Below are 17,888 nucleotides of genomic sequence, written 5' to 3' on the forward strand. Positions count from 1 at the left end.
TGGTGCTGTCCTGGCCGCGCCCGGCGGGGAGTGGATCGAGGCGGCGCCGGTGGGCAACGGCCGGCTCGGCGCCATGGTGTTCGGTGGCCCGGGACGAACCCGCTTGCAGATCAACGATTCCACGGTGTGGTCCGGCACGCCGCACGGTCCGGCCGACAGTCTGGCCGACGTGCTGGCCACCGGCGCTGGTCCGGCGCGGCTCGACGAGGTGCGCCGCGCCATCCGGGCCGGCGACTACCGGACCGCGGACCTGCTGCTGATGTCGTTCGAGGGCCCGTACAGCCAGGAGTTCCTGCCGTTCGCGGACCTCTGGCTGACGCTGGGCGAGGGCAGCCTGCACACCAGGACCCTCAACCTGGACAACGGTGTCGCGCACGAGTTCCTGACCGTCGACGGCCATGAGGTGGAGCGCTCGGTCTGGGCCAGCCACCCGGCCGGCGTGCTCTGCGTCAGCATCACCGGGCGTACGGATGTCAAGCTGGAGCTCGACTCCCCGCTGCACACGGTCCACAAGCTCTTTCGGAGCAACGGTTTCGAGCTTGGAGTGGAGATCCCGGTCGACGGTGCTCCGCAGCACGAGCCGGAAGTCAAGGAACCGCTGCGCTACGCCGTCGGCGCGCTTGACGACTATGACCCGTTCGGCGCGCTGGTCGTCCGGATCGACACCGACGGCCATGTGTCCACCACGGCCAGCAAGCTGACGGTCACCGGCTCGACCCGCACGCTGCTCGTGCTCGCCACTTCGACCGCGGCTCGGGACTTCTGGGACGGCCGCGCGCCGAGGACCCGCACCGAGCACCTGAACGCCGCCGCTGAAGCGGCCTCCGTCGCGTTGGCCAAGGGCGCCGAAACCTTGCTGCGCGAACACGACGCCGACCTGCGAGCGTTGCTGGGCGGCACCTCGCTGCGTATCGGCCGTCAGGTCAACGGCCCGATCGCCGCCGAAGACGTACTCTCCGGACGGGACGAACAGCTCACCGCGACCGTGATGTTCCAATACGGCCGGTACCTGCTGGCCTCGTCCTCCCGCCCGGGCAGCGGCCCACCGGCCAACCTCCAGGGCGTGTGGAACGACGAGCTGCGGCCGGCCTGGTCGTCCAACTACACGGTCAACATCAACACCCAGATGAACTACTGGCCGGCCGAGGTGACCGGGCTGGCCGAATGCCACCTGCCGCTCATCGACCTGCTGGACAAGCTGGCAGCCAACGGATCCGAGGTCGCGCAACACCTCTACGGCGCGCGCGGCTGGGTCACCCACCACAACACCGACATGTGGGGCTGGGCGCTGCCGGTCGGCATGGGCCACGGCGCGCCGTCGTGGGCGATCTGGCAGATGGGCGGCGCGTGGCTAGTCCACCACGCCTGGGACCACTACGAATTCACCGGCGATATCGACTTCCTGCGCGACCGGGCTTGGCCATTGCTGCGGGGCTGCGCCGAATTCTGCCTCGACTGGCTGGTGGAGGGCGACGGCTGGCTGGACACCATCCCGTCCACCTCGCCGGAGAACTGGTTCCTGGTCGACGGCACCCCGCAGTCGCTGTCCTGGTCGTCCACAATGGACATCGCGTTGATCCGGTCCGTGTTCACCCGCTGCCTGGACACGGCCCGGCTGGCCGGCCTCGACGACCCGGTGCTGGCCGAGATCGAGAAGGCGCTGCCGCGGTTGCGGCCCATAGCCGTCGCCGAGGGCGGCTGGATCCAGGAGTGGGTCGAGGACGTGCCGGAGGAAGACCCCAAGCACCGGCACATGTCTCCGCTGGTGTCGGTGTATCCGTTGGGGCAGATCGATTCCGAGGCGACGCCGGAGCTGGCCGAGGCGGCGGTGAACTTGATGGACCGCCGCGGCAACGGAGCCATGGGCTGGTCGTGGGCGTGGAAGATCGCGCTGCGGGCCCGGCTCGGCGACGGCGAGACCGCCCGGTCGCTGCTGCTGGAGGCCACCCGGCCGCTGGGCTTCGACTGGGATGTCAACGCCCCGACCGACGGCTCGCAGTGGGGCGGCCTGCTGCCGAATCTGTTCAGCTCGCACCCGCCGTTCCAGATCGACGGCAACTACGGCTTCCCGGCCGGCATCGCGGAAATGCTGGTACAGAGCCACAACGACGTGATCCGCGTGCTGCCGGCACTGCCAGCCAGCTGGCCCAGCGGCGCGCTGACCGGCGTGCGCTGCCGGGGCGGCGTGGCCGCCGACATCACCTGGCGGGACGGATCCCTGGCCGCACTGAGCATTCGCCGGCTGAGCGGCGATCCACTGCGGACGGTCAAGGTCGCATTCCTCGGCAGGCGCGAGGAGTTCACGCTCGCGGTCGGCGAGGAGAGGCGGCTGGCGTGCTAGAGGTGTGGGAATACCGCAGCGCCTACAAGGAACCGGAAGACTTCGACGACTTCTGGACCTCGACCTTGGCGCAGGCCCGGCAGTTTCCCCTTGACGTCAAGGTGACGCCGGTCGAGACCCACCTGGTCACGGTCGACGTGTTCGACGTGACGTACCCGGGTTTCGGCGGCCACCCGATCCGCGCCTGGCTGCGACTGCCCAAACAACGCAACGGAAAGCTGCCGGCAGTAGTGCAATTTCACGGCTACTCCAGCGGTCGTGGCGCGGCGGTCGAAGACCTCCTGTGGTCGTCGGCCGGCTACGCCCACCTGTTCATGGACGTGCGTGGGCAGGGCGGCGACTGGGCCGGCGGCGACACGCCCGACCCGGTCGGCAGCGGCCCGGCCTACCCGGGTTTTCTCACCCGTGGCATCGAGAACCGCGACGAGTACTTCTACCGCCGCGTTTACACCGACGCCGTGCGGGCCGTGGACACCTTGCGGCACTTCGACTTCGTCGACCCGGAACGGGTCGCGGTGATCGGCAACAGCCAGGGCGCCGGCATCGCGCTGGCCACCGCCGGGCTGGTGCCGGACATCGCCGCGGGTCACTTTCAGGCCCCGTTCCTGGCCGATATCCAGCAGTCGACCCGCACGGTGCGCACCTTTCCGTACGAGGAGATCACCAAGTATCTGGCCATCCACCGGAACAGCGTGGACCGGGTGTGGCGGACGCTGGCCTACTTCGACGCCATCGCCTTCGCCCGCCGGGCACAGGCGCCGGCGTGGTTCTCGGCCGGCCAGCTCGACGATGTCGTGCCGGCGCAAGCGGTTTTCGGCGCCTACCACGAGTACTGGGGACCCAAGCAGCTCCGGCTGTGGGAGCACAACGGACACGAGGCAGGTGGCGCCGAGGACCTGGCGATCGCCCTGTCCGCGTTCGCCGAGCTCCTGCACCCGGGCCGTCCCACCGAAACGAGGAATAGCTGATGATGAAAAAGCTGCTCGCGGCCGCGCTGGCGTCCGCGTCCGTCGTCGCCCTGTCGGCCTGCGGCAGCAGTTCGGGTTCCGGCTCGGCCTCCGGCACGGTCAACTGGTGGACCTGGGACGACAAGCAGGCCGCCGCCTACCAGTCGTGCGCGACCGCCTTCGAGAAGGCCAATCCCGGCGTCACCGTGAAGATCTCGCAGTACGCGGTCGACGACTACTTCACCAAGCTGACCGCCGGCTTCGTGGCCGGCACCGCGCCGGACGCGTTCCAGAACTCGGTGCAGTTCTTCCAGGCCTACGCCTCGCAGCACCAGCTGCTGCCACTGGACGATCTGATCACCAAGACCAACTTCGACCTGAAGAAGTTCTCGGTCGGCACCGGCGCCTGGAAGTTCACCGACGGCAAGCAGTACGCGCTGCCACTGGACTGGGCCGCCGCGGCGATCTTCTACAACACCGACGCGATCACGAAGGCCGGCTACACGGCCAAGGACGTCGAGAACCTGAACTGGAACCCGGACAACGGCGGCACCTTCGACAAGATGGTGGCCCACCTGACCGTTGACGCCGCCGGCAAGCGCGGTGACGAGGCCGGCTTCGACAAGAACCACGTCGCCACCTACGGCATGGGCCAGTTGGCGGCCAAGGACTTCATCGGCCAGACCACCTGGAACTCCTTCCTGGCCACCACCGGCTGGCGGCAGGGCGACAAGCCGCAGTGGCCGACCAAGTTCAACTACGACGACCCGAACTTCGTGAAGACCATGAAGTACATCAAGTCGCTGACCGACCGCGGCTTCGCGCCGAAGATCAACTCGTTCAGCGCTGGCGGCGGCACCGCCACCATCAGCGACGTGGACCTGATGGGCACCAACAAGATCGCCATGGAGACCGCGGGCTCGTGGGAGGCGGCGACCTTCGCCAAGCTGCCCGGCGTCAAGGTTGGCATTGCACCGACCGTGCTCGGCCCGGACGGCAAGACCCGGTCGGATCTGTCCAACTCCAACGGCAACAACATCTGGGCCGGCACCAAGAACCCCGACCTGACCTGGAAATGGGTCTCGTACATGGGTTCCGAGGAGTGCCAGGCGACGGCCGGCGCCTCCGGTTCGTTCTTCCCGTCCATCCCGGCGGCGATGGACTCGGCCGCCGCCGCGGTGGCCAAGCAGGGCGTCGACCTGTCCGTGTTCACCAAGGCGCTCAAGGACGGCACGCTCTACGGCGCGCCGGCCTACGCCAACGGCGCCGACCTCCAGCAGACGCTGGAGCCGCTGTTCGAGGGCTACTTCAGCGGCAGCCGCGGGGACGACGTGTTCCCCGAGATGACGCAGAAGGCCAAGGACATCCTCAACAAGCAGAACTGATTCACACTGACAAGGGGTGACGTGCATGGGCCGGTTCGCTCAGCTTCGCGCGGCGGGCACGGGATTCGTGGTCGACCTGGCCGCGACGCCCGTCCCGGTGGTCGTGCACTGGGGTCGCGACCTCGGCGAGCTGGACGAGACAGGTCTGGCGGCGCTGGCCTTCGTCGGCGAACCGGCCGTGCTCAACAACTCCGTGGACGTGCCACGCCGGTGTTCGGTGTGGCCCACGGAGTTCGAGGGCTGGGCCGGCACGCCGGCGCTGGAAGGCCACCGCGGCGGCATCGCCACCACGCCACGGCCACGGCTGGTCGAGCACTCGCTGGCCGACAACCGGCTGGAGCTCGTGCTGGCCGACGAGATCACCGGCCTGCGCATCACCTTGACGTACACCATGGACAGCAGCGGTGTGCTGTCCGCACAGGCAACGCTGGCTGCCCCAGAAGCAATTGATGCAGAGCCCTATGAGGTCGCCAGCGTCTCCATCCTGCTGCCGTTGCCGAGCCAGGCCGTCGAGGTCCTGGACTTCACCGGGAAGTGGTGCCGCGAGCGGTCGCCGCAGCGGACCCGGCTCGGCCACGGCGCGCACGTCCGGGAGTCGCGGCGTGGCAAGCCCGGGCAGGATTCGCCGTTCCTGATGACGGTCGGTGCGCCCGGCTTCTCCTTCGGAGACGGCGAAGTGTGGGCCCTGCACGTGGCGTGGAGCGGTGATCAGCGCTACGTGGTCGAGCAGCTGCCGGAGACGCCGCCGGTGCTGGGCGGCGGTGAGCTGCTGCGGGCGGGCGAACTCCGACTTGGTGGCGGTGAACGCTACGAAACCCCGATCTCGTACTTCGCCTGGTCCGATGAGGGCCTGGACGGCCTGGCCGCCCGGTTCCACGCCTTGCAGCGCAAGCGGCCCCGCTCCCCGAGGCCGCTTGTTCTCAACACGTGGGAAGCGGTCTACTTCAACCACGACCTGGACCGGCTGCTGGCGCTGGCCGACGCGGCGGCCAAGGTCGGCGTCGAACGGGTCGTGCTGGACGACGGCTGGTTCCGGGGTCGCCGTGCCGACAACGCCGGGCTCGGCGACTGGCAGGTCGACAAAACCGTGTGGCCGCAGGGGCTTACGCCGTTCGTCGAGCACGTCAAAGGCCTCGGCATGCAATTCGGCCTGTGGTTCGAGCCGGAGATGGTCAACCTCGACTCCGACCTCGCCCGGCAGCACCCGGAGTGGGTGCTGGGCGTGCCGGGGAGCCTGGTCCGCCGTCACGCAACCAGTACGTCGTCGACCTGACCAATCCCGAGGCGTGGACGTACCTGCTGACCTCGATCGACGCCCTGGTCGCCGAGTACGGCATCGACTACATCAAGTGGGATCACAACCGCGACCTGCACGAGGCCGTCGACCACACCGGCCGGCCGGTCGTGCACAACCAGACCCTCGCGCTGTACCGGCTGATCGACGAGCTCAAGGTCCGGCACCCCGGCCTGGAGATCGAGTCCTGCGCCAGCGGCGGCGGCCGGGTCGACCTGGGCATCCTGACCCGTACCGACCGGGTGTGGGCCTCGGACTGCAACGACCCCGTTGAGCGGCAGTCGATCCAGCGCTGGACCGGGCAGCTGCTGCCGCCCGAGCTGATCGGCTCGCACGTGGGCCCGGAACGTAGCCATACGACCGGACGGCGCACCGACGACTCGTTCCGTCTGGCCACCGCGCTGTTCGGCCACGCCGGCATCGAGCAGGACCTGACCGCGTGCTCACCTGCGGAGATCGACAAGCTGACGGCCTGGGCGGCGATGTACAAGGAGCTGCGGCCGCTACTGCATTCGGGTCGGGTGGTGCGGGCCGAGCTGCCCGACGACGGACTTTTTTCCACGGTGTCATTTCTAATGAGCATGGATTGTTCAGCCTCGCCCGGATTTCCACCTCGCCTGCGGGACAATCGTGGCGGGTCCGGCTGCCCGGTCTGTCGCGGGCGCGCGACTACCGGCTGCGGATCCGAGCCGAGCTCGGCCTGCCGTCAATGCGCCAGGTCAGGGCCCCGGAATGGGTCACGGCGGCGATCGACGGCTGGGTGCGGGCGCCGGGTTCGGTGCTCGTGGACGCGGGTGTGGCGATGCCGACCCTCGATCCCGGCCAGGCGTTACTGTTGGAGGTAATCGTCGATCGTGCATGATCCACCACAGATCCGGTACGCTATTCGGGGAGGATGTGGTGCGGGTGAATACCAATGGTGGTGGTCCGCGCCTGTCGGCGCTCAAGGGCCGGCAGGTGCTCGCGGACGGCGTCTACGAGCAGATCCGGACGCTGATCATGAACGACGGCATCGCGCCCGGCGACCGGGTCAACATCGACGAGGTGGCGCGGGAGCTCGACGTGTCGGGCACGCCAGTGCGGGAAGCGTTGGCGCGACTGGAGTCCGAGGGGCTGGTCGTGCGCCTGCCGCTGCGCGGCTACCGGGTCACCGAGCTGCTGACCCGGGACGAGGTCGAGGACATGTACGGCCTGCGGCTGCTGCTCGAGCCGCCGAGCGCGGCCAAGGCGGCGTCGGTCATGACCGATCGCTGGGCCGCCGCCCTCCAGGCCGAGATGGCCAGCTGCCCGGTCGCGCCGGACGACGACAGCTATGAGGACTACAAGGCGCTGTCCGCCCACGACCAGCGGTTGCACCAGTTGATCCTGCACATCGCCGGCAACGAGGCGGTGGAGGCGGCGTTCGAACGCACGCACTGCCACCTGCACTTCTTCCGGTTGACGTACAACCAGACCTCGGGCGTCGCCGCGCTGGCCGAGCACCGCGAGATCGTGGACGCGATGATCGCCGGCAAGCCCGCGCAGGCCCGCAAGGCGATGATCGGCCACCTGGAGACGGCGCGGGACCGGCTGCTGGTCAAGATGTGACCGTCGGCGCATGGCCGTCATGCTTTGTTCGCATACTGTCGAACATCCGTTGACCGTGGGTTCGCCGCGCCGCCATCGTGGTCGGCATGACCGAATACCGCCACTACCGCAACGGGATCTGGGCTGAGCACTCCTCGACTTTCGAGGTGCGCGAGCCGTATTCAGGCACCCTGTTCGCCCGGGTCGCCGCGTGTGGCCGGGCCGATGCCAAGGCTGCCGTCGACGCGGCCGCCGCCGCTTTCGACTCGTGGGCCGCGCTTGGGCCGGCGGCCAAGGCCGCGTTGTTCCTGCGAGCCGCCGAGATCGTCGAGGCCCGCCGCGAGGAGATCGCCGACCTGCTGGCCCGTGAGACCGGTTCCGGCAGCTACTTCGCCAACTTCCAGCAGAACCTGGTCAAGCAGACCCTGTTGCAGGCCGCGCAATGGGTGTACCAGCCGGCCGGCGAGGTGCTGCACTCCGACCATCCCGGCACGCATTCGACCGTGGTCCGGCGGCCGCTCGGCGTTGTTGCCAGCTTCACGCCGTGGAACGGGGCGAACATCCTGTCGTGGCGGGCCGTGTTGCAGCCGTTGGCCGCCGGCAACACCGTGGTCGTCAAGCCGTCCGAACTGGCCCCGGTGTCGGCCGGCCTGATCGTCGCCGAGATCTGCGAGGCGGCCGGTTTTCCGCCTGGCGTGGTCAATGTCGTCACGCACGCGCCCGGCGAGGCCGCACCCATCGCCGACGAGTTCTTCGAGAACCCCGATGTGCGCTGCATCAACTTCATCGGCAGCGTGCAGACCGCCCGCATGCTGTCCGAGCGGGCCGGGCGGGCGTTGAAGCGGACCGTGATGGAGCTCGGCGGCTACAACCCGATGATCGTGCTCGACGACGTCGACCTCGACTACGCCGTGCGCTGCGCCACCTTCAGTGCTTTCTTCCACCAGGGCCAGATCTGCATGAACGCCCGCAAGATCTACGTACAGCGCGGCATTTTCGACCAGTTCCTCGAGCGTTTCGTCGCCAAGACACGGGACTTGAAGCTCGGCAACCCCGCCGACCCGTCGACCGTGATCGGCCCCTTGATCACCGACGCCGCCGTGCAGTCCGTCCACTCCCGCGTCACCGAGGCCCTCGCCGCCGGCGCGAAAGCGCTTACCGGAGCCGCTTTCGACGGCAAGATCTACGAGCCCACCATCCTGGTCGACGTCCCCGACTCCTGCGCAGTGTCCACAGTGGAGACTTTCGGGCCCGTGGTCATCGTGCAGCCGGTCGACACCGCCGAGGAGGCCGTCGAGCAGATCAACCGCTCGCTCTACGGGCTCACCTCGTCCATCCTCACCGGCAACACCTATCGCGGCTTCGAGCTCGCCGCCAAGGTCAAGGCCGGTGCCGTGCACGTCAACATCCCCACCATCGACGAGGAGGTCCAGGCCCCCATCGGCGGCGTCCGCGACAGCGGTTGGGGCCGCACCGGCACCTACTCCTTGTCCGACTTCACCGACCTGGTCTGGGTGAACGTCGAGAGCGGCCAGCGCGACCTGCCCATCGGCTGAACTCGTCAGCCTTAGACCGCGCGGAATTTGGTGATCGAGTCGCGGGGGTCGCCGGACTTCACCAGCGCCTCGCCGACCAGGACGACGTCGGCGCCGTCGCGGCGGTAGGCGGCGACGTCCTCGGGGCCGGCGACGCCGGACTCGGCGACGCGGACGGCGCCGGCGGGGATGAGGGGGAGAGCTTGGCGAACACCGAGTTGTCGACCTGGAGCGTGGTCAGGTCACGGGCGTTGACGCCGATGACCTCGGCGCCGACCTCGGCGGCACGGGCGATCTCGGCCTCGGTGTGGGTCTCGACCAGCGGCGTGAGGCCGAGCTCGCGGGCCAGCCCGTGCAGCTCGGCCAGTAGACCGCCCTCCAGTGAGACGACCATCAGGAGCGCGAGGTCGGCGCCGTGCGCACGGGCCTCCCACAGCTGGTACGGCGTGACGATGAAGTCCTTGCGCAGCAACGGAACCGCCACCTCGGCCCGAACGGCGTCGAGGTCCGCCAGCGAACCGCCGAAGCGGCGGCGCTCGGTCAGCACGCTGATCGCGGCGGCGCCGCCCGCGGCGTACTCGGCGGCCAGCTTCGCCGGGTCCGGGATGTCGGCCAGCGCGCCCTTGCTGGGGCTGCGGCGCTTGACCTCGGCGATGATCGACACGCCGTCGGCGCGGAACCCGGGCAGCGGGTCGAGCGCGGGCGGCGTGTCGGCCACCCTGGCCTTCAGCTCGGCCAGCGGGACCTCGCGCTGGCGGGCCGCCAGGTCCTCGAGCACGCCGTCCACGATTCCGTCGAGCACCGTCGTCATGCCGTGCAGCCTATCGGTTGACGCGTGCGATCGGGCTTATCTAAACTGAACGTACAGTTCACTTAGGGCGGCGGCGTGATCTCTCTGACCAACGAGGAGTTCGCGGCGGTCGCCCCGTGAATCCGCGCAGTGTCCGCGCGCACAACGACGTGCTTGCGGCCACCATCGCGCTGCTCGACGAGGGCGGCCTGCCGGCAGCCACCGTCGACGCCATCAGTGCCCGTTCCGGCGTGTCCAAGGCCACCATCTACAAGCACTGGCCCAACCGCACCGCCGTCGCCGCCGAGGCCTTCGGCCGGCGGATGGCCGACGCCATGCCGTTGCCCGACACCGGGAACGCCCGTGACGACCTCGCCGAGCAGGTCCGACGAGTCAGCGCCTTCTACGCCGGCCGGCACGGCCTGGTCTTCGCCCAGCTCCTCGCCGCCACCGTCGCCGACCCCGAGGCGGCCCCCTTCTTCCGCCAGTTCTTCCTCGACGGCCGTCGGCAGGCCGTCGCCGTGCTGTGGGACCGGGCGTTGGCTCGCGGCGAGGTCAAGTCCTCGGTGACCGTCGAGACCGCCATCGACCTGCTGTTCGGCCCGTTGATCTTCCGCCTGCTGACCGGCCATGCCCCGCTGACCGTCGCCGAAGCCGACGCCATCGCGGCCGCCGCGCTCACCGGGTTGTTGGCGTAGATCAGCGGCAGAAGCGCAGGGCCGCAGCGGTGAGCGTCTCGGCGCAGCGGATCGTGTCCGAGATGCTGACCCACTCGACGGCGGCATGGGCGCCGTCGCCGGCCGGTCCGAAAAGGACGGTCGGGATGCCGGCGGCCGAGATGAACGCGGAGTCGGCCCAGTAGCTGACGCCGGCGATCTCGGCCCCGCTGACCTCGGCCAGCACGGCGACGATGGCGCTGTCGTCGGCGGTCTCGAACGGCTCCCGCGACATGGTGGTGCGGGAATCCGCCACCAGGGAAGAGTCTTCGGCCTGGCAGGCGGCCAGCAGCTCGGCGACACCGCGTTCGACGTCGGCCACGGACTCGCCGGGCAGGGTCCGCCGCTCGATGGTGAGCACGCAGCGGTCGGGCACGGTGGATTCCTCACGGCCGCCGGTGATCAGCGAAGCGTGCAGGGTGCCGGGGCCGAGCCGGGGATGCTGACGGCCACGCAGCGCGTCGTTGAGCCGGTCGAGGGCGACCAGCACGGGGCCGGTGCGCATGATCGCGTCCACGCCGAGGTGCGGTCGGGAACCGTGCGCGGCCTGGCCGACGACCTCGATCTCCGTCCAGACGAAACCCTTGTGCGCCACGGCAACAGTCGACTCCGTCGGCTCGCACACGATCGCAGCGTCGGCGCTGAGCGCGGTGAGTACCTCCTGTACGCCGAGGCTGGCGTACTCCTCGTCGGCCACGCAGGCGACGACGACCTCGCCGGCCAACGTGTCCACATTGGCGTCACGACAGGCGACCAAGGCGGCGGCCAGCCCGGCCTTCATGTCGTACGCGCCGCGGCCGTAGAGGCGATCGCCGTCTACATAGGACTCTTTGGAGTCGCCGAAGCCAACGGTGTCCAGGTGGCCGCATAACATCAGCCGCTTGCCGGGGCCGCCACGCGTCGTCCGGACGATCACGCTCGGCCGGCCGGGAGTGCCCTCCAATATCTCGACGTCCAAGCCCGCGTCGAGGGCCCATGCGGCGACGAAGTCGGCGATCTCCCGCTCGCCGGCCGCGCCCGGCACCAGCGACGGGTTGACGGAGTCGATGTCCACCAACCGCTTCAGCAACTCGTCGACGGTCACGCGTGGCGTCCTTCCGTGCTGATCAAGACGATGATGCCGTCGGACGGGATGTCCAGGACGGGTCGGACGGCGCGGACACCGGCCAACGTGGCCGCGCCGCACGGGCCGGCGTTCACGCCGAGAGTAGCCAGGTCGGCAACCGCCTGCTCGGTGTCCTCGTCGGTCACCGCGACGGCGGCGTCGAGACCGGCGAGCAGGTCGGGAAATGCTGTGCTGGATGGAGTTCCGCAGTTCAGTCCGGCCATCACGGTGGCCGAGGTGTCGATCGACACCAGCTCGCCGGCGTCCAAACTGGACAGTACGCAGGCCGCCCTGGTCGGCTCGACGCCGAGCAGCGACACGTCGCCGGGAGTGCTGCGATAGTGCCGAACCGCCGCCTGGGCCAGGGATCCGACGCCCATCGGCACCGCGACCAGCGCGGGCGAGACGTCGATCTCCCGGAACAGCGTGGAATACCCGTCGACGATGGCCGCCGGGATGTCCTCGTAGCCGTCCCATGCCGTGTCCTGCACCAGAATTCCGTCGGCCGCCGCGGCAATGCGACAGGCCTCGTCGTACGAAGCCTCGACGCGCACGACTTCAGCGCCCTCGCCCGTGATCGCGTCCACGGCGGGCTGCCCGACGGCCGCCGGCACGAACACCATGGCGGAAATCCCCAGCAGGCGGGCGAAATGCGCCACCGCCCGGCCGTGGTTGCCGTCGGTCGCGGTGGTCAGCCGGATCGTGCGGCCGGCGACGTACGCGCGCAGCCCGTCGAGGGTGTCAGGCCCGTCGGGCCCGACCAAGGCGTGCCGGATGCCCCAGGCCGCACCCAGCACCTTGAACGCCGGCAGCCCCAGCCGCGCGGACTCGTCCTTCACCAGCACCTGGGCCACGCCCAGCTCGGCCGCCAGCTTCGGCACGTCGATCAGCGGCGTCGGCGCGTAGCCCGGCAGGCCCTGGTGGAAGGCCCACGGGCTCGTCGTCGGCGCCGGGCAGCGCCACCGGCGGGCTTCCGGTCGTCGGTAGACGGTCATAGGACCAGTCTGCGGGCCGTGACCGTGAAGGAAAAGAGCACATTTTTGGCGATGACAGTCCATATTCTCTTACCATTGGTGGCATGCTCGACTTGCACCGGCTGCGTCTGCTCAAGGAGCTGCACACCCGCGGCACCCTCGCCGCTGTCGCGGCCGCGCTCGGTTACAGCAGCTCAGCGGTGTCGCAGCAGCTCGCGCTGCTGGAGAAGGAGGCCGGTGCGCCGTTGCTGGAACGGGTCGGCCGCGGCGTGCGGCTCACCCCGCAGGCGCTGATCCTGGTCGGCCACGCCGAGGCCGTGCTCGACCGGCTGGAGCAGGCCGAGGCCGAGATCGAGGCGTCCTTGACCGCCCCGACCGGCGTCGTTCGACTGGCCGCGTTCCAGACCGCGATGCTCTCGCTGATGCCACCACTGTTGGAGTTGCTTGCGCGGGACGCACCGAAACTGAGACTTGATGCCGTCCAGCTGGAGCCCGACCGGGCGCTGTCGCTGCTGACCGCCGGCGGCTGCGACCTGGTGCTGGCCGAGGAGTACCCCGGCTACCCGCTGCCTCGGCTGCCCGGGTTCGATCGCCTGGACCTCGGCCCCGACGCCATGCGTCTGGCCGTGCCGCCGTCGTTGACCGGCCGCGGCCTGGCCCAGCTGGCCGACCAGCGCTGGATCCTCGAACCGGCCGACACCGAGAGCGGCCGCTGGGCCCGGGCGCTGTGCCGCTCGGCCGGTTTCGAGCCGGACGTGGCCTTCGACTCCACGGACATCGTCACGCACATCCGCCTGGTCGAGACCGGCAACGCCGTGGCGATCCTGCCCGACCTGGTCTGGGCCGACGGCCCGCCGCCGGGGGACGAGCTGGGCCACCGCCGGATCTACACGTGCGCACGGGAGGGCACCCGCCAGCGGCCGGGAATCGTGGCGGTGCGGGCCGGTCTGCGCCGGGTCTACTCGAACCGGGTCGGGTCGCCGGCGCCGTAGCGGACGATCTCCGGCGTGCCGTCCGAGAAGTCGATCACGGTGGTGGGCTCGGTGCCGCAGTCGCCGGAGTCGATCACCGCGTCCACGGTGTGGTCGAGCAGCTCCTTGATCTCCCAGCCCTGGGTCAGCGGCTCCTCCTGGTCGGGCAGCAGCAGCGTGCTGGACACCAGCGGCTCGCCCAGCTCGGCCAGCAGGGTCTGGGTGACCACGTGCTCGGGGATGCGCACGCCGACCGTCTTCTTCTTCGGGTGCATCAGCCGGCGCGGCACCTCCTTGGTCGCCGGCAGGATGAACGTGTAGCTGCCCGGCGTGCTGGCCTTGATCGCCCGGAACACCGCGTTGTCCACGATCACCAGCTGCCCGAGCTGCGCGAAGTCGCGGCAGACCAGCGTGAAGTGGTGCCGGTCGTCGAGGTGGCGGATGGACCGGATGCGGTCGAGGCCCTCGCGGTTGCCGAGCTGGCAGCCGAGCGCGAAGCACGAGTCCGTCGGGTAGGCGATCAGCCCGTCCTCGCGCAGAATGTCGATCACCTGGCCGATGGACCGCTTCTGCGGATTCGCCGGATGCACGTCGAAGTACCTGGCCATGGCGACGATCCTAGGTGGGCACCGCCGAGTCGCGCTCAGCGGACCACACCAGGCGCAGCGCGAGCACGTCCGTCCCGACCGGACTGCGCCGCGTGACCAGGTCTTCCACGGTCCAGGGGCCGGGAAACCGGGCCAGCATGGCGGTCAGCGCGACGGTGACCTGGCGGCGGGCGAGGTGCGCGCCGAGGCAGAAGTGGATGCCGTGGCCGAAGGACAGGTGCGGGTTGGGGGAGCGGGCGGTGTCGAACCCATCAGGGTCCGGGAACACGGCCGGGTCGCGGTTGGCGGCGGCCATGGAGACGACGATCCGTTGGCCCTTCTCGAAAGTCTCGCCGCCGAGCATGCCGGCGCGTGTGCTGAACCGGTCGGTTCCGCCGGCTGGAGGCATTAGCCTGAGCACTTCCTCGATCGTGGACGATACGAGCGCCGGATCCTGGCGCAGCGCGGCCAGTGCTGATCGGTTCTCGGCCAGGCACAGCACCATGTTGACCAGCAGTGTCTTCGTCGTCTCGTGGCCGTTGATCAGCAGCAGCCCCGCGAGGTTGACGATCTCGTCGGTGGTGAGACCGCTTTCCCGCAGCCCGGCGACGATGCCGTCGGTCGCCGGCACGGTGCGCAGGTACTCGCGCAGCTCCGTGACGGCTTGCTCGAAGGCCGGCCGGGCCTCGGGCTGGCCGAAGAACGTGGTGATCGCGTCGGTCCAGCGCACGAAATCGGCTTCGTCGGCCACACCGAGCAGTGCGGCCAAGGTGGCGAGCGGCAGCGGATGGGCGAACTCGGTGATGAAGTCCGACGCCGGCGTCAGCCGGTCCAGCAGGCCGGCGGCGCGGGCCTCGATGGCCGGGGTCAGGGCGTCGACCGTTCTTGGCGTGAAGGCGCGGCTGACCATGCGCCGCAGCTCGTGGTGCCGGGGCGGGTCCATGGCCGACATGCTGTGCAGCACCGGGTTGTCACGGTGCGGTATTTCGCTTGCGCTGTAACGGATCTCGTCGGACGAGAACAGATCGTGGGTAGTGAGCACCTCGTCGACGAGGGCGTGGCTTCGGACGAACATGGTTCAGCAGTCTGGCCGGTTCAGGCCGATCGGGATTGGAGAAAACGGCCATGCAGCGCGGCCGGTGACTGACCCGTGGCGGCCCGGAACTCGGCGATCAGGTGTGGCTGGTCGTAGAAGCCGCACTGCTGCGCGATGTCCGCCCATGGCGGCTTCGCGTTGGCCGCGGCCAGGGTCAGCGCGGCGTGCAGGCGAACGACCCGCCCGTATGCCTTGGGACGCAGGCCAACGGCGACCGAGAACCGCCGTCGTAGCTGCCGCTCCGACAGACCAACTGCCGCGGCGAGATCATCAATTCGCGCCGCCGGGTCGTCATGCAGGATGTCGACGGCCCGCTGAACGGCAAAGTCGTTGTCACGTAGGGAGAACCGACTGAGGAAGTCGAACGCCGACTTCGTGCGGGACTGTGCGGACCCGGGGTCGATCTGGCCGAAAGGCATGCCGCCCAACGGAACTTCATCGGCGGCCAGCCCGAGCGACCGGCAAGCTCCAGGCCGGAGACGCAGTCCGACCAGACCGCCCGGCGGCAGCGGTCCCGACCGGACGCTGACTTCGGGGCCGGCGAGCCACAGTGATCCGTCGGCGAACACCAGCAGGTCGACCGCCGGGTACGGCAGTGGCAGGGGTGCTGAATCGATCCAGCACCCCGCTACCAGAGCGTTCCCCGACACACGGTCAGCCTAGGGCGGCCAGTGCCTGCCGTGCGAGCCAGTTTTCGGCGTCGTCCCAGGTCCAGCCGTTGTCCCTGACCAGCGAGCGCCAGGCGTGAAAGCCGAAGTAGAACCACAGCAGGTCGGCCGTGCCCCCGACGTCCTCGACAAATCCCTTGCCCCGCAGCACCTTCGCCGTGTCCAGCAGCCGCTCCCGGTATTCCCCGGTGGCCAGCGCCCACAGCTGCGCCGCGTTCTCGTGCACCGGCATCGCGGCGAAGATGATGTCCACCGCCTGGGCCTGCGACTCGTTGCCCAGTCGCGTGCCGCGGGCCAGCAGGCCCAGCGCCGCCGGCAGGTCTTCGGCGAGCCGGATCGCCTCCACCGTCGCGTCGCCCCCCGAGTCCTTGATCGCCTCGGACAGCACCTCGTCGAGGATGTCGGACTTGCTGCCCGCGCTCGAGTACACCGTCTGCTGCGCGACGCCGGCCGCGCGGGCGATGTCGGCCACCGTGACGCGGGCGTATCCGTTGGTGGCGAACAACTCCGCCGCCGCGCGCAGGATGTCCCGCCGGGTCTCGGCGGCGTCCTGCTCGCGACGCGGGGAGTGGTAGCGGCGGCCGGTCGTCACCGGGCGGCCGACCTCAGTTCCGCGGCGACCTCGGCGGGCGTGGGCATGGCGGCGATCTCCTTCGCGAGCGAGGCCGCGGCTTCGCGGTAGCGGAACTCGCCCACCACTGTACGGACCGCGTCCGCGACCTTGGCCGGCGTCCCCTCCGGCACCGTGACACCAGCCCCGGACGCCGCGATTTGCGCGGCGTTGAAGGAGTTGTCCGCGCCGGCCGGCACCACGACCATCGGGATCCCGCGTGACAGCGTGCCCAGCATCGTGCCGGCGCCGCCGTGCGTGAGCACCACGTCGACACCTTTCAGCAGCGCGTCCAGCGCCGTGAATCCCACGAAGTGCACCCGGCTCGGGTCCACGTCGTACTGTGACGGATCCGTGGCCAGGCCCAGCGTCGCGACGATGTCGACGTCCAATGTGGACAGCTCTTGGAGCAGTGGCGTCAGTGTTTCCGGTTGGTTGAACCACGTTCCGAACGTCACCAGCACGCGGGGGCGCGACGAGGTGTTCGCCGGCACCTCCGTGCCGCCGCCGCGGTGCGCCTCCGGGCGCAGTGCCCGCCAGCCCTCCGGGTGCGGCCAGCCTTCGGCCTGCAGCGACGGTGGGCAGGGGTCGAGGAACCAGGTGTCCTTGGGGTTGGCCAGGTTTCGCGCCGCGTGGGCCGCTTTCGCCTGGTTGTCCAGCGCGTCGAGCAGGAACTGCGGGACCGCCGGGCCGAGCGCCATCGTCGCCATCGGCACGTTCCGGTCCGCCGCCACCAGTGGGCCCAGGTAGTCGAAGCGTTCGCGGACCACCAGGTCCGGCCGGAACGCCGCGCCCGCCGCCAGCGCCGCTTCCGCGCCCAGCTCGATCCGGACGTCCACGAAGAACGCCGCGATCCCTTGCGGCGTCGGGTTCGTGAACGGGTTGACCCCCGTGCGCTTGATCGTCTCCGCACCCAGCACGTCCGGCATCGGTCCCGCCGCGTGCAGCGGGATGCCCTCTTCCTTCAGCACCCCCGCCACGCCTTCACCCGTCATGAACGCCACTTCGTCGCCTTGCGCCTTCAGGGCGCGGGCCAGCGGCAGCAGCGGCAGCAGGTGGCCGTGCTGAGGAATGCTCGACAGCAGAACTCGCATATTCGTTAGATTACACATCTGATGAATAGATGGCCCGCTTGGTGACCGTCGCGCTCCATCTCCTGCCCGATCGGTCAGCCGTCGACGTAGAGGAACGTGAACCCCTTGCGCCGCTCGGGCGTCGTGTCTGGGTCCTGTGCCCGCGCCGCGCGCTTGACGCCTTCCGCTTGTCCATGGGGTTCCCTAGGTCTTCGTCCCCCGGCGATCTT

The 17,888-nt window shown here is 69.7% G+C and carries 16 protein-coding genes and 1 pseudogene; 9 read left to right on the top strand and 8 right to left on the bottom strand.

The genetic code is table 11. The features are described from left to right. Positions 1-10: 10 nt before the first annotated feature. The 7 genes from M3Q35_RS47445 to M3Q35_RS47475 all read left to right on the top strand — a co-directional run bounded on the left by M3Q35_RS47445 (position 11) and on the right by M3Q35_RS47475 (position 9,089). A complete protein-coding gene (locus M3Q35_RS47445; RefSeq protein WP_273944740.1) occupies positions 11-2,341 on the top strand; it encodes a glycosyl hydrolase family 95 catalytic domain-containing protein in 2,331 nt (776 codons plus the stop codon). Beyond that, the gene (locus tag M3Q35_RS47450) at positions 2,335-3,309 is read left to right on the top strand and encodes an acetylxylan esterase (protein ID WP_273939218.1); all 975 of its coding nucleotides are present in this window, start codon (positions 2,335-2,337) and stop codon (positions 3,307-3,309) included. Before M3Q35_RS47445 ends, M3Q35_RS47450 begins: the two co-directional genes overlap by 7 nt. Next, entirely contained in the window at positions 3,309-4,673 is a 1,365-nt protein-coding gene (locus M3Q35_RS47455) for an ABC transporter substrate-binding protein (protein ID WP_273939219.1), read from the top strand. Before M3Q35_RS47450 ends, M3Q35_RS47455 begins: the two co-directional genes overlap by 1 nt. Before the next feature lie 25 nt (positions 4,674-4,698). Continuing rightward, complete coding sequence (locus M3Q35_RS47460; RefSeq protein WP_273939220.1) at positions 4,699-5,946, top strand: alpha-galactosidase; 1,248 nt, start codon at positions 4,699-4,701, stop codon at positions 5,944-5,946. Next, positions 5,883-6,812, top strand: coding sequence for an alpha-galactosidase (locus tag M3Q35_RS47465; RefSeq protein ID WP_273939221.1), 930 nt, complete (start codon positions 5,883-5,885; stop codon positions 6,810-6,812). The genes M3Q35_RS47460 and M3Q35_RS47465 overlap by 64 nt, the downstream gene beginning before the upstream one ends. A 55-nt stretch (positions 6,813-6,867) precedes the next feature. Continuing rightward, positions 6,868-7,554 (top strand): GntR family transcriptional regulator, encoded by a 687-nt coding sequence (locus M3Q35_RS47470; RefSeq protein WP_273939222.1) that lies wholly within the window; start codon positions 6,868-6,870, stop codon positions 7,552-7,554. Between the two features lie 86 nt (positions 7,555-7,640). Further along, on the top strand, positions 7,641-9,089 hold the full coding sequence (locus M3Q35_RS47475; RefSeq protein ID WP_273939224.1) for an aldehyde dehydrogenase family protein: 1,449 nt from the start codon (positions 7,641-7,643) through the stop codon (positions 9,087-9,089). A gap of 11 nt (positions 9,090-9,100) precedes the next feature. On the opposite strand, the pseudogene trpC reads toward M3Q35_RS47475, so the two are convergent. Then, positions 9,101-9,879, bottom strand: a pseudogene (trpC, locus tag M3Q35_RS47480) (indole-3-glycerol phosphate synthase TrpC). A gap of 116 nt (positions 9,880-9,995) precedes the next feature. On the opposite strand from trpC, the gene M3Q35_RS47485 reads away from it, so the two are divergent. Next, positions 9,996-10,556 (top strand): TetR/AcrR family transcriptional regulator, encoded by a 561-nt coding sequence (locus M3Q35_RS47485; RefSeq protein WP_273939225.1) that lies wholly within the window; start codon positions 9,996-9,998, stop codon positions 10,554-10,556. A 1-nt stretch (position 10,557) separates the two neighbouring features. Here the strand turns inward: M3Q35_RS47485 and M3Q35_RS47490 are convergent, their stop codons facing one another. After that, positions 10,558-11,658 carry a M20/M25/M40 family metallo-hydrolase gene (locus M3Q35_RS47490; RefSeq protein WP_273939226.1) on the bottom strand — a complete coding sequence of 367 codons (1,101 nt, stop codon included), beginning with the start codon at positions 11,656-11,658 and terminating at the stop codon, positions 10,558-10,560. Next, positions 11,655-12,674 (bottom strand): pyridoxal-phosphate dependent enzyme, encoded by a 1,020-nt coding sequence (locus tag M3Q35_RS47495; RefSeq protein ID WP_273939228.1) that lies wholly within the window; start codon positions 12,672-12,674, stop codon positions 11,655-11,657. The genes M3Q35_RS47490 and M3Q35_RS47495 overlap by 4 nt, the downstream gene beginning before the upstream one ends. Positions 12,675-12,757: 83 nt before the next feature. On the opposite strand from M3Q35_RS47495, the gene M3Q35_RS47500 reads away from it, so the two are divergent. After that, positions 12,758-13,645: a LysR family transcriptional regulator gene (locus M3Q35_RS47500; protein ID WP_273939230.1), complete on the top strand. Its 888-nt coding sequence runs from the start codon at positions 12,758-12,760 to the stop codon at positions 13,643-13,645. On the opposite strand, the gene M3Q35_RS47505 is transcribed toward M3Q35_RS47500, so the two are convergent. From M3Q35_RS47505 to M3Q35_RS47525, 5 genes are read right to left on the bottom strand one after another with little or no spacing between them, the layout of a single operon-like run. Further along, complete coding sequence (locus M3Q35_RS47505; protein ID WP_273939231.1) at positions 13,612-14,232, bottom strand: L-threonylcarbamoyladenylate synthase; 621 nt, start codon at positions 14,230-14,232, stop codon at positions 13,612-13,614. The genes M3Q35_RS47500 and M3Q35_RS47505 overlap by 34 nt on opposite strands. A gap of 10 nt (positions 14,233-14,242) precedes the next feature. Continuing rightward, a complete protein-coding gene (locus tag M3Q35_RS47510; RefSeq protein ID WP_273939232.1) occupies positions 14,243-15,286 on the bottom strand; it encodes a cytochrome P450 in 1,044 nt (347 codons plus the stop codon). Positions 15,287-15,306: 20 nt separating this feature from the next. Next, entirely contained in the window at positions 15,307-15,957 is a 651-nt protein-coding gene (locus M3Q35_RS47515; RefSeq protein ID WP_273939233.1) for a helix-turn-helix transcriptional regulator, read from the bottom strand. Positions 15,958-15,961: 4 nt separating this feature from the next. Beyond that, on the bottom strand, positions 15,962-16,567 hold the full coding sequence (locus M3Q35_RS47520) for a TetR/AcrR family transcriptional regulator (RefSeq protein ID WP_273939234.1): 606 nt from the start codon (positions 16,565-16,567) through the stop codon (positions 15,962-15,964). Beyond that, entirely contained in the window at positions 16,564-17,679 is a 1,116-nt protein-coding gene (locus M3Q35_RS47525; protein WP_273939235.1) for a glycosyltransferase, read from the bottom strand. Before M3Q35_RS47525 ends, M3Q35_RS47520 begins: the two co-directional genes overlap by 4 nt. Positions 17,680-17,888 lie beyond the last annotated feature (209 nt).

It is taken from the genome of Kutzneria chonburiensis (assembly GCF_028622115.1).
GTDB classification, from domain to species: domain Bacteria; phylum Actinomycetota; class Actinomycetes; order Mycobacteriales; family Pseudonocardiaceae; genus Kutzneria; species Kutzneria chonburiensis.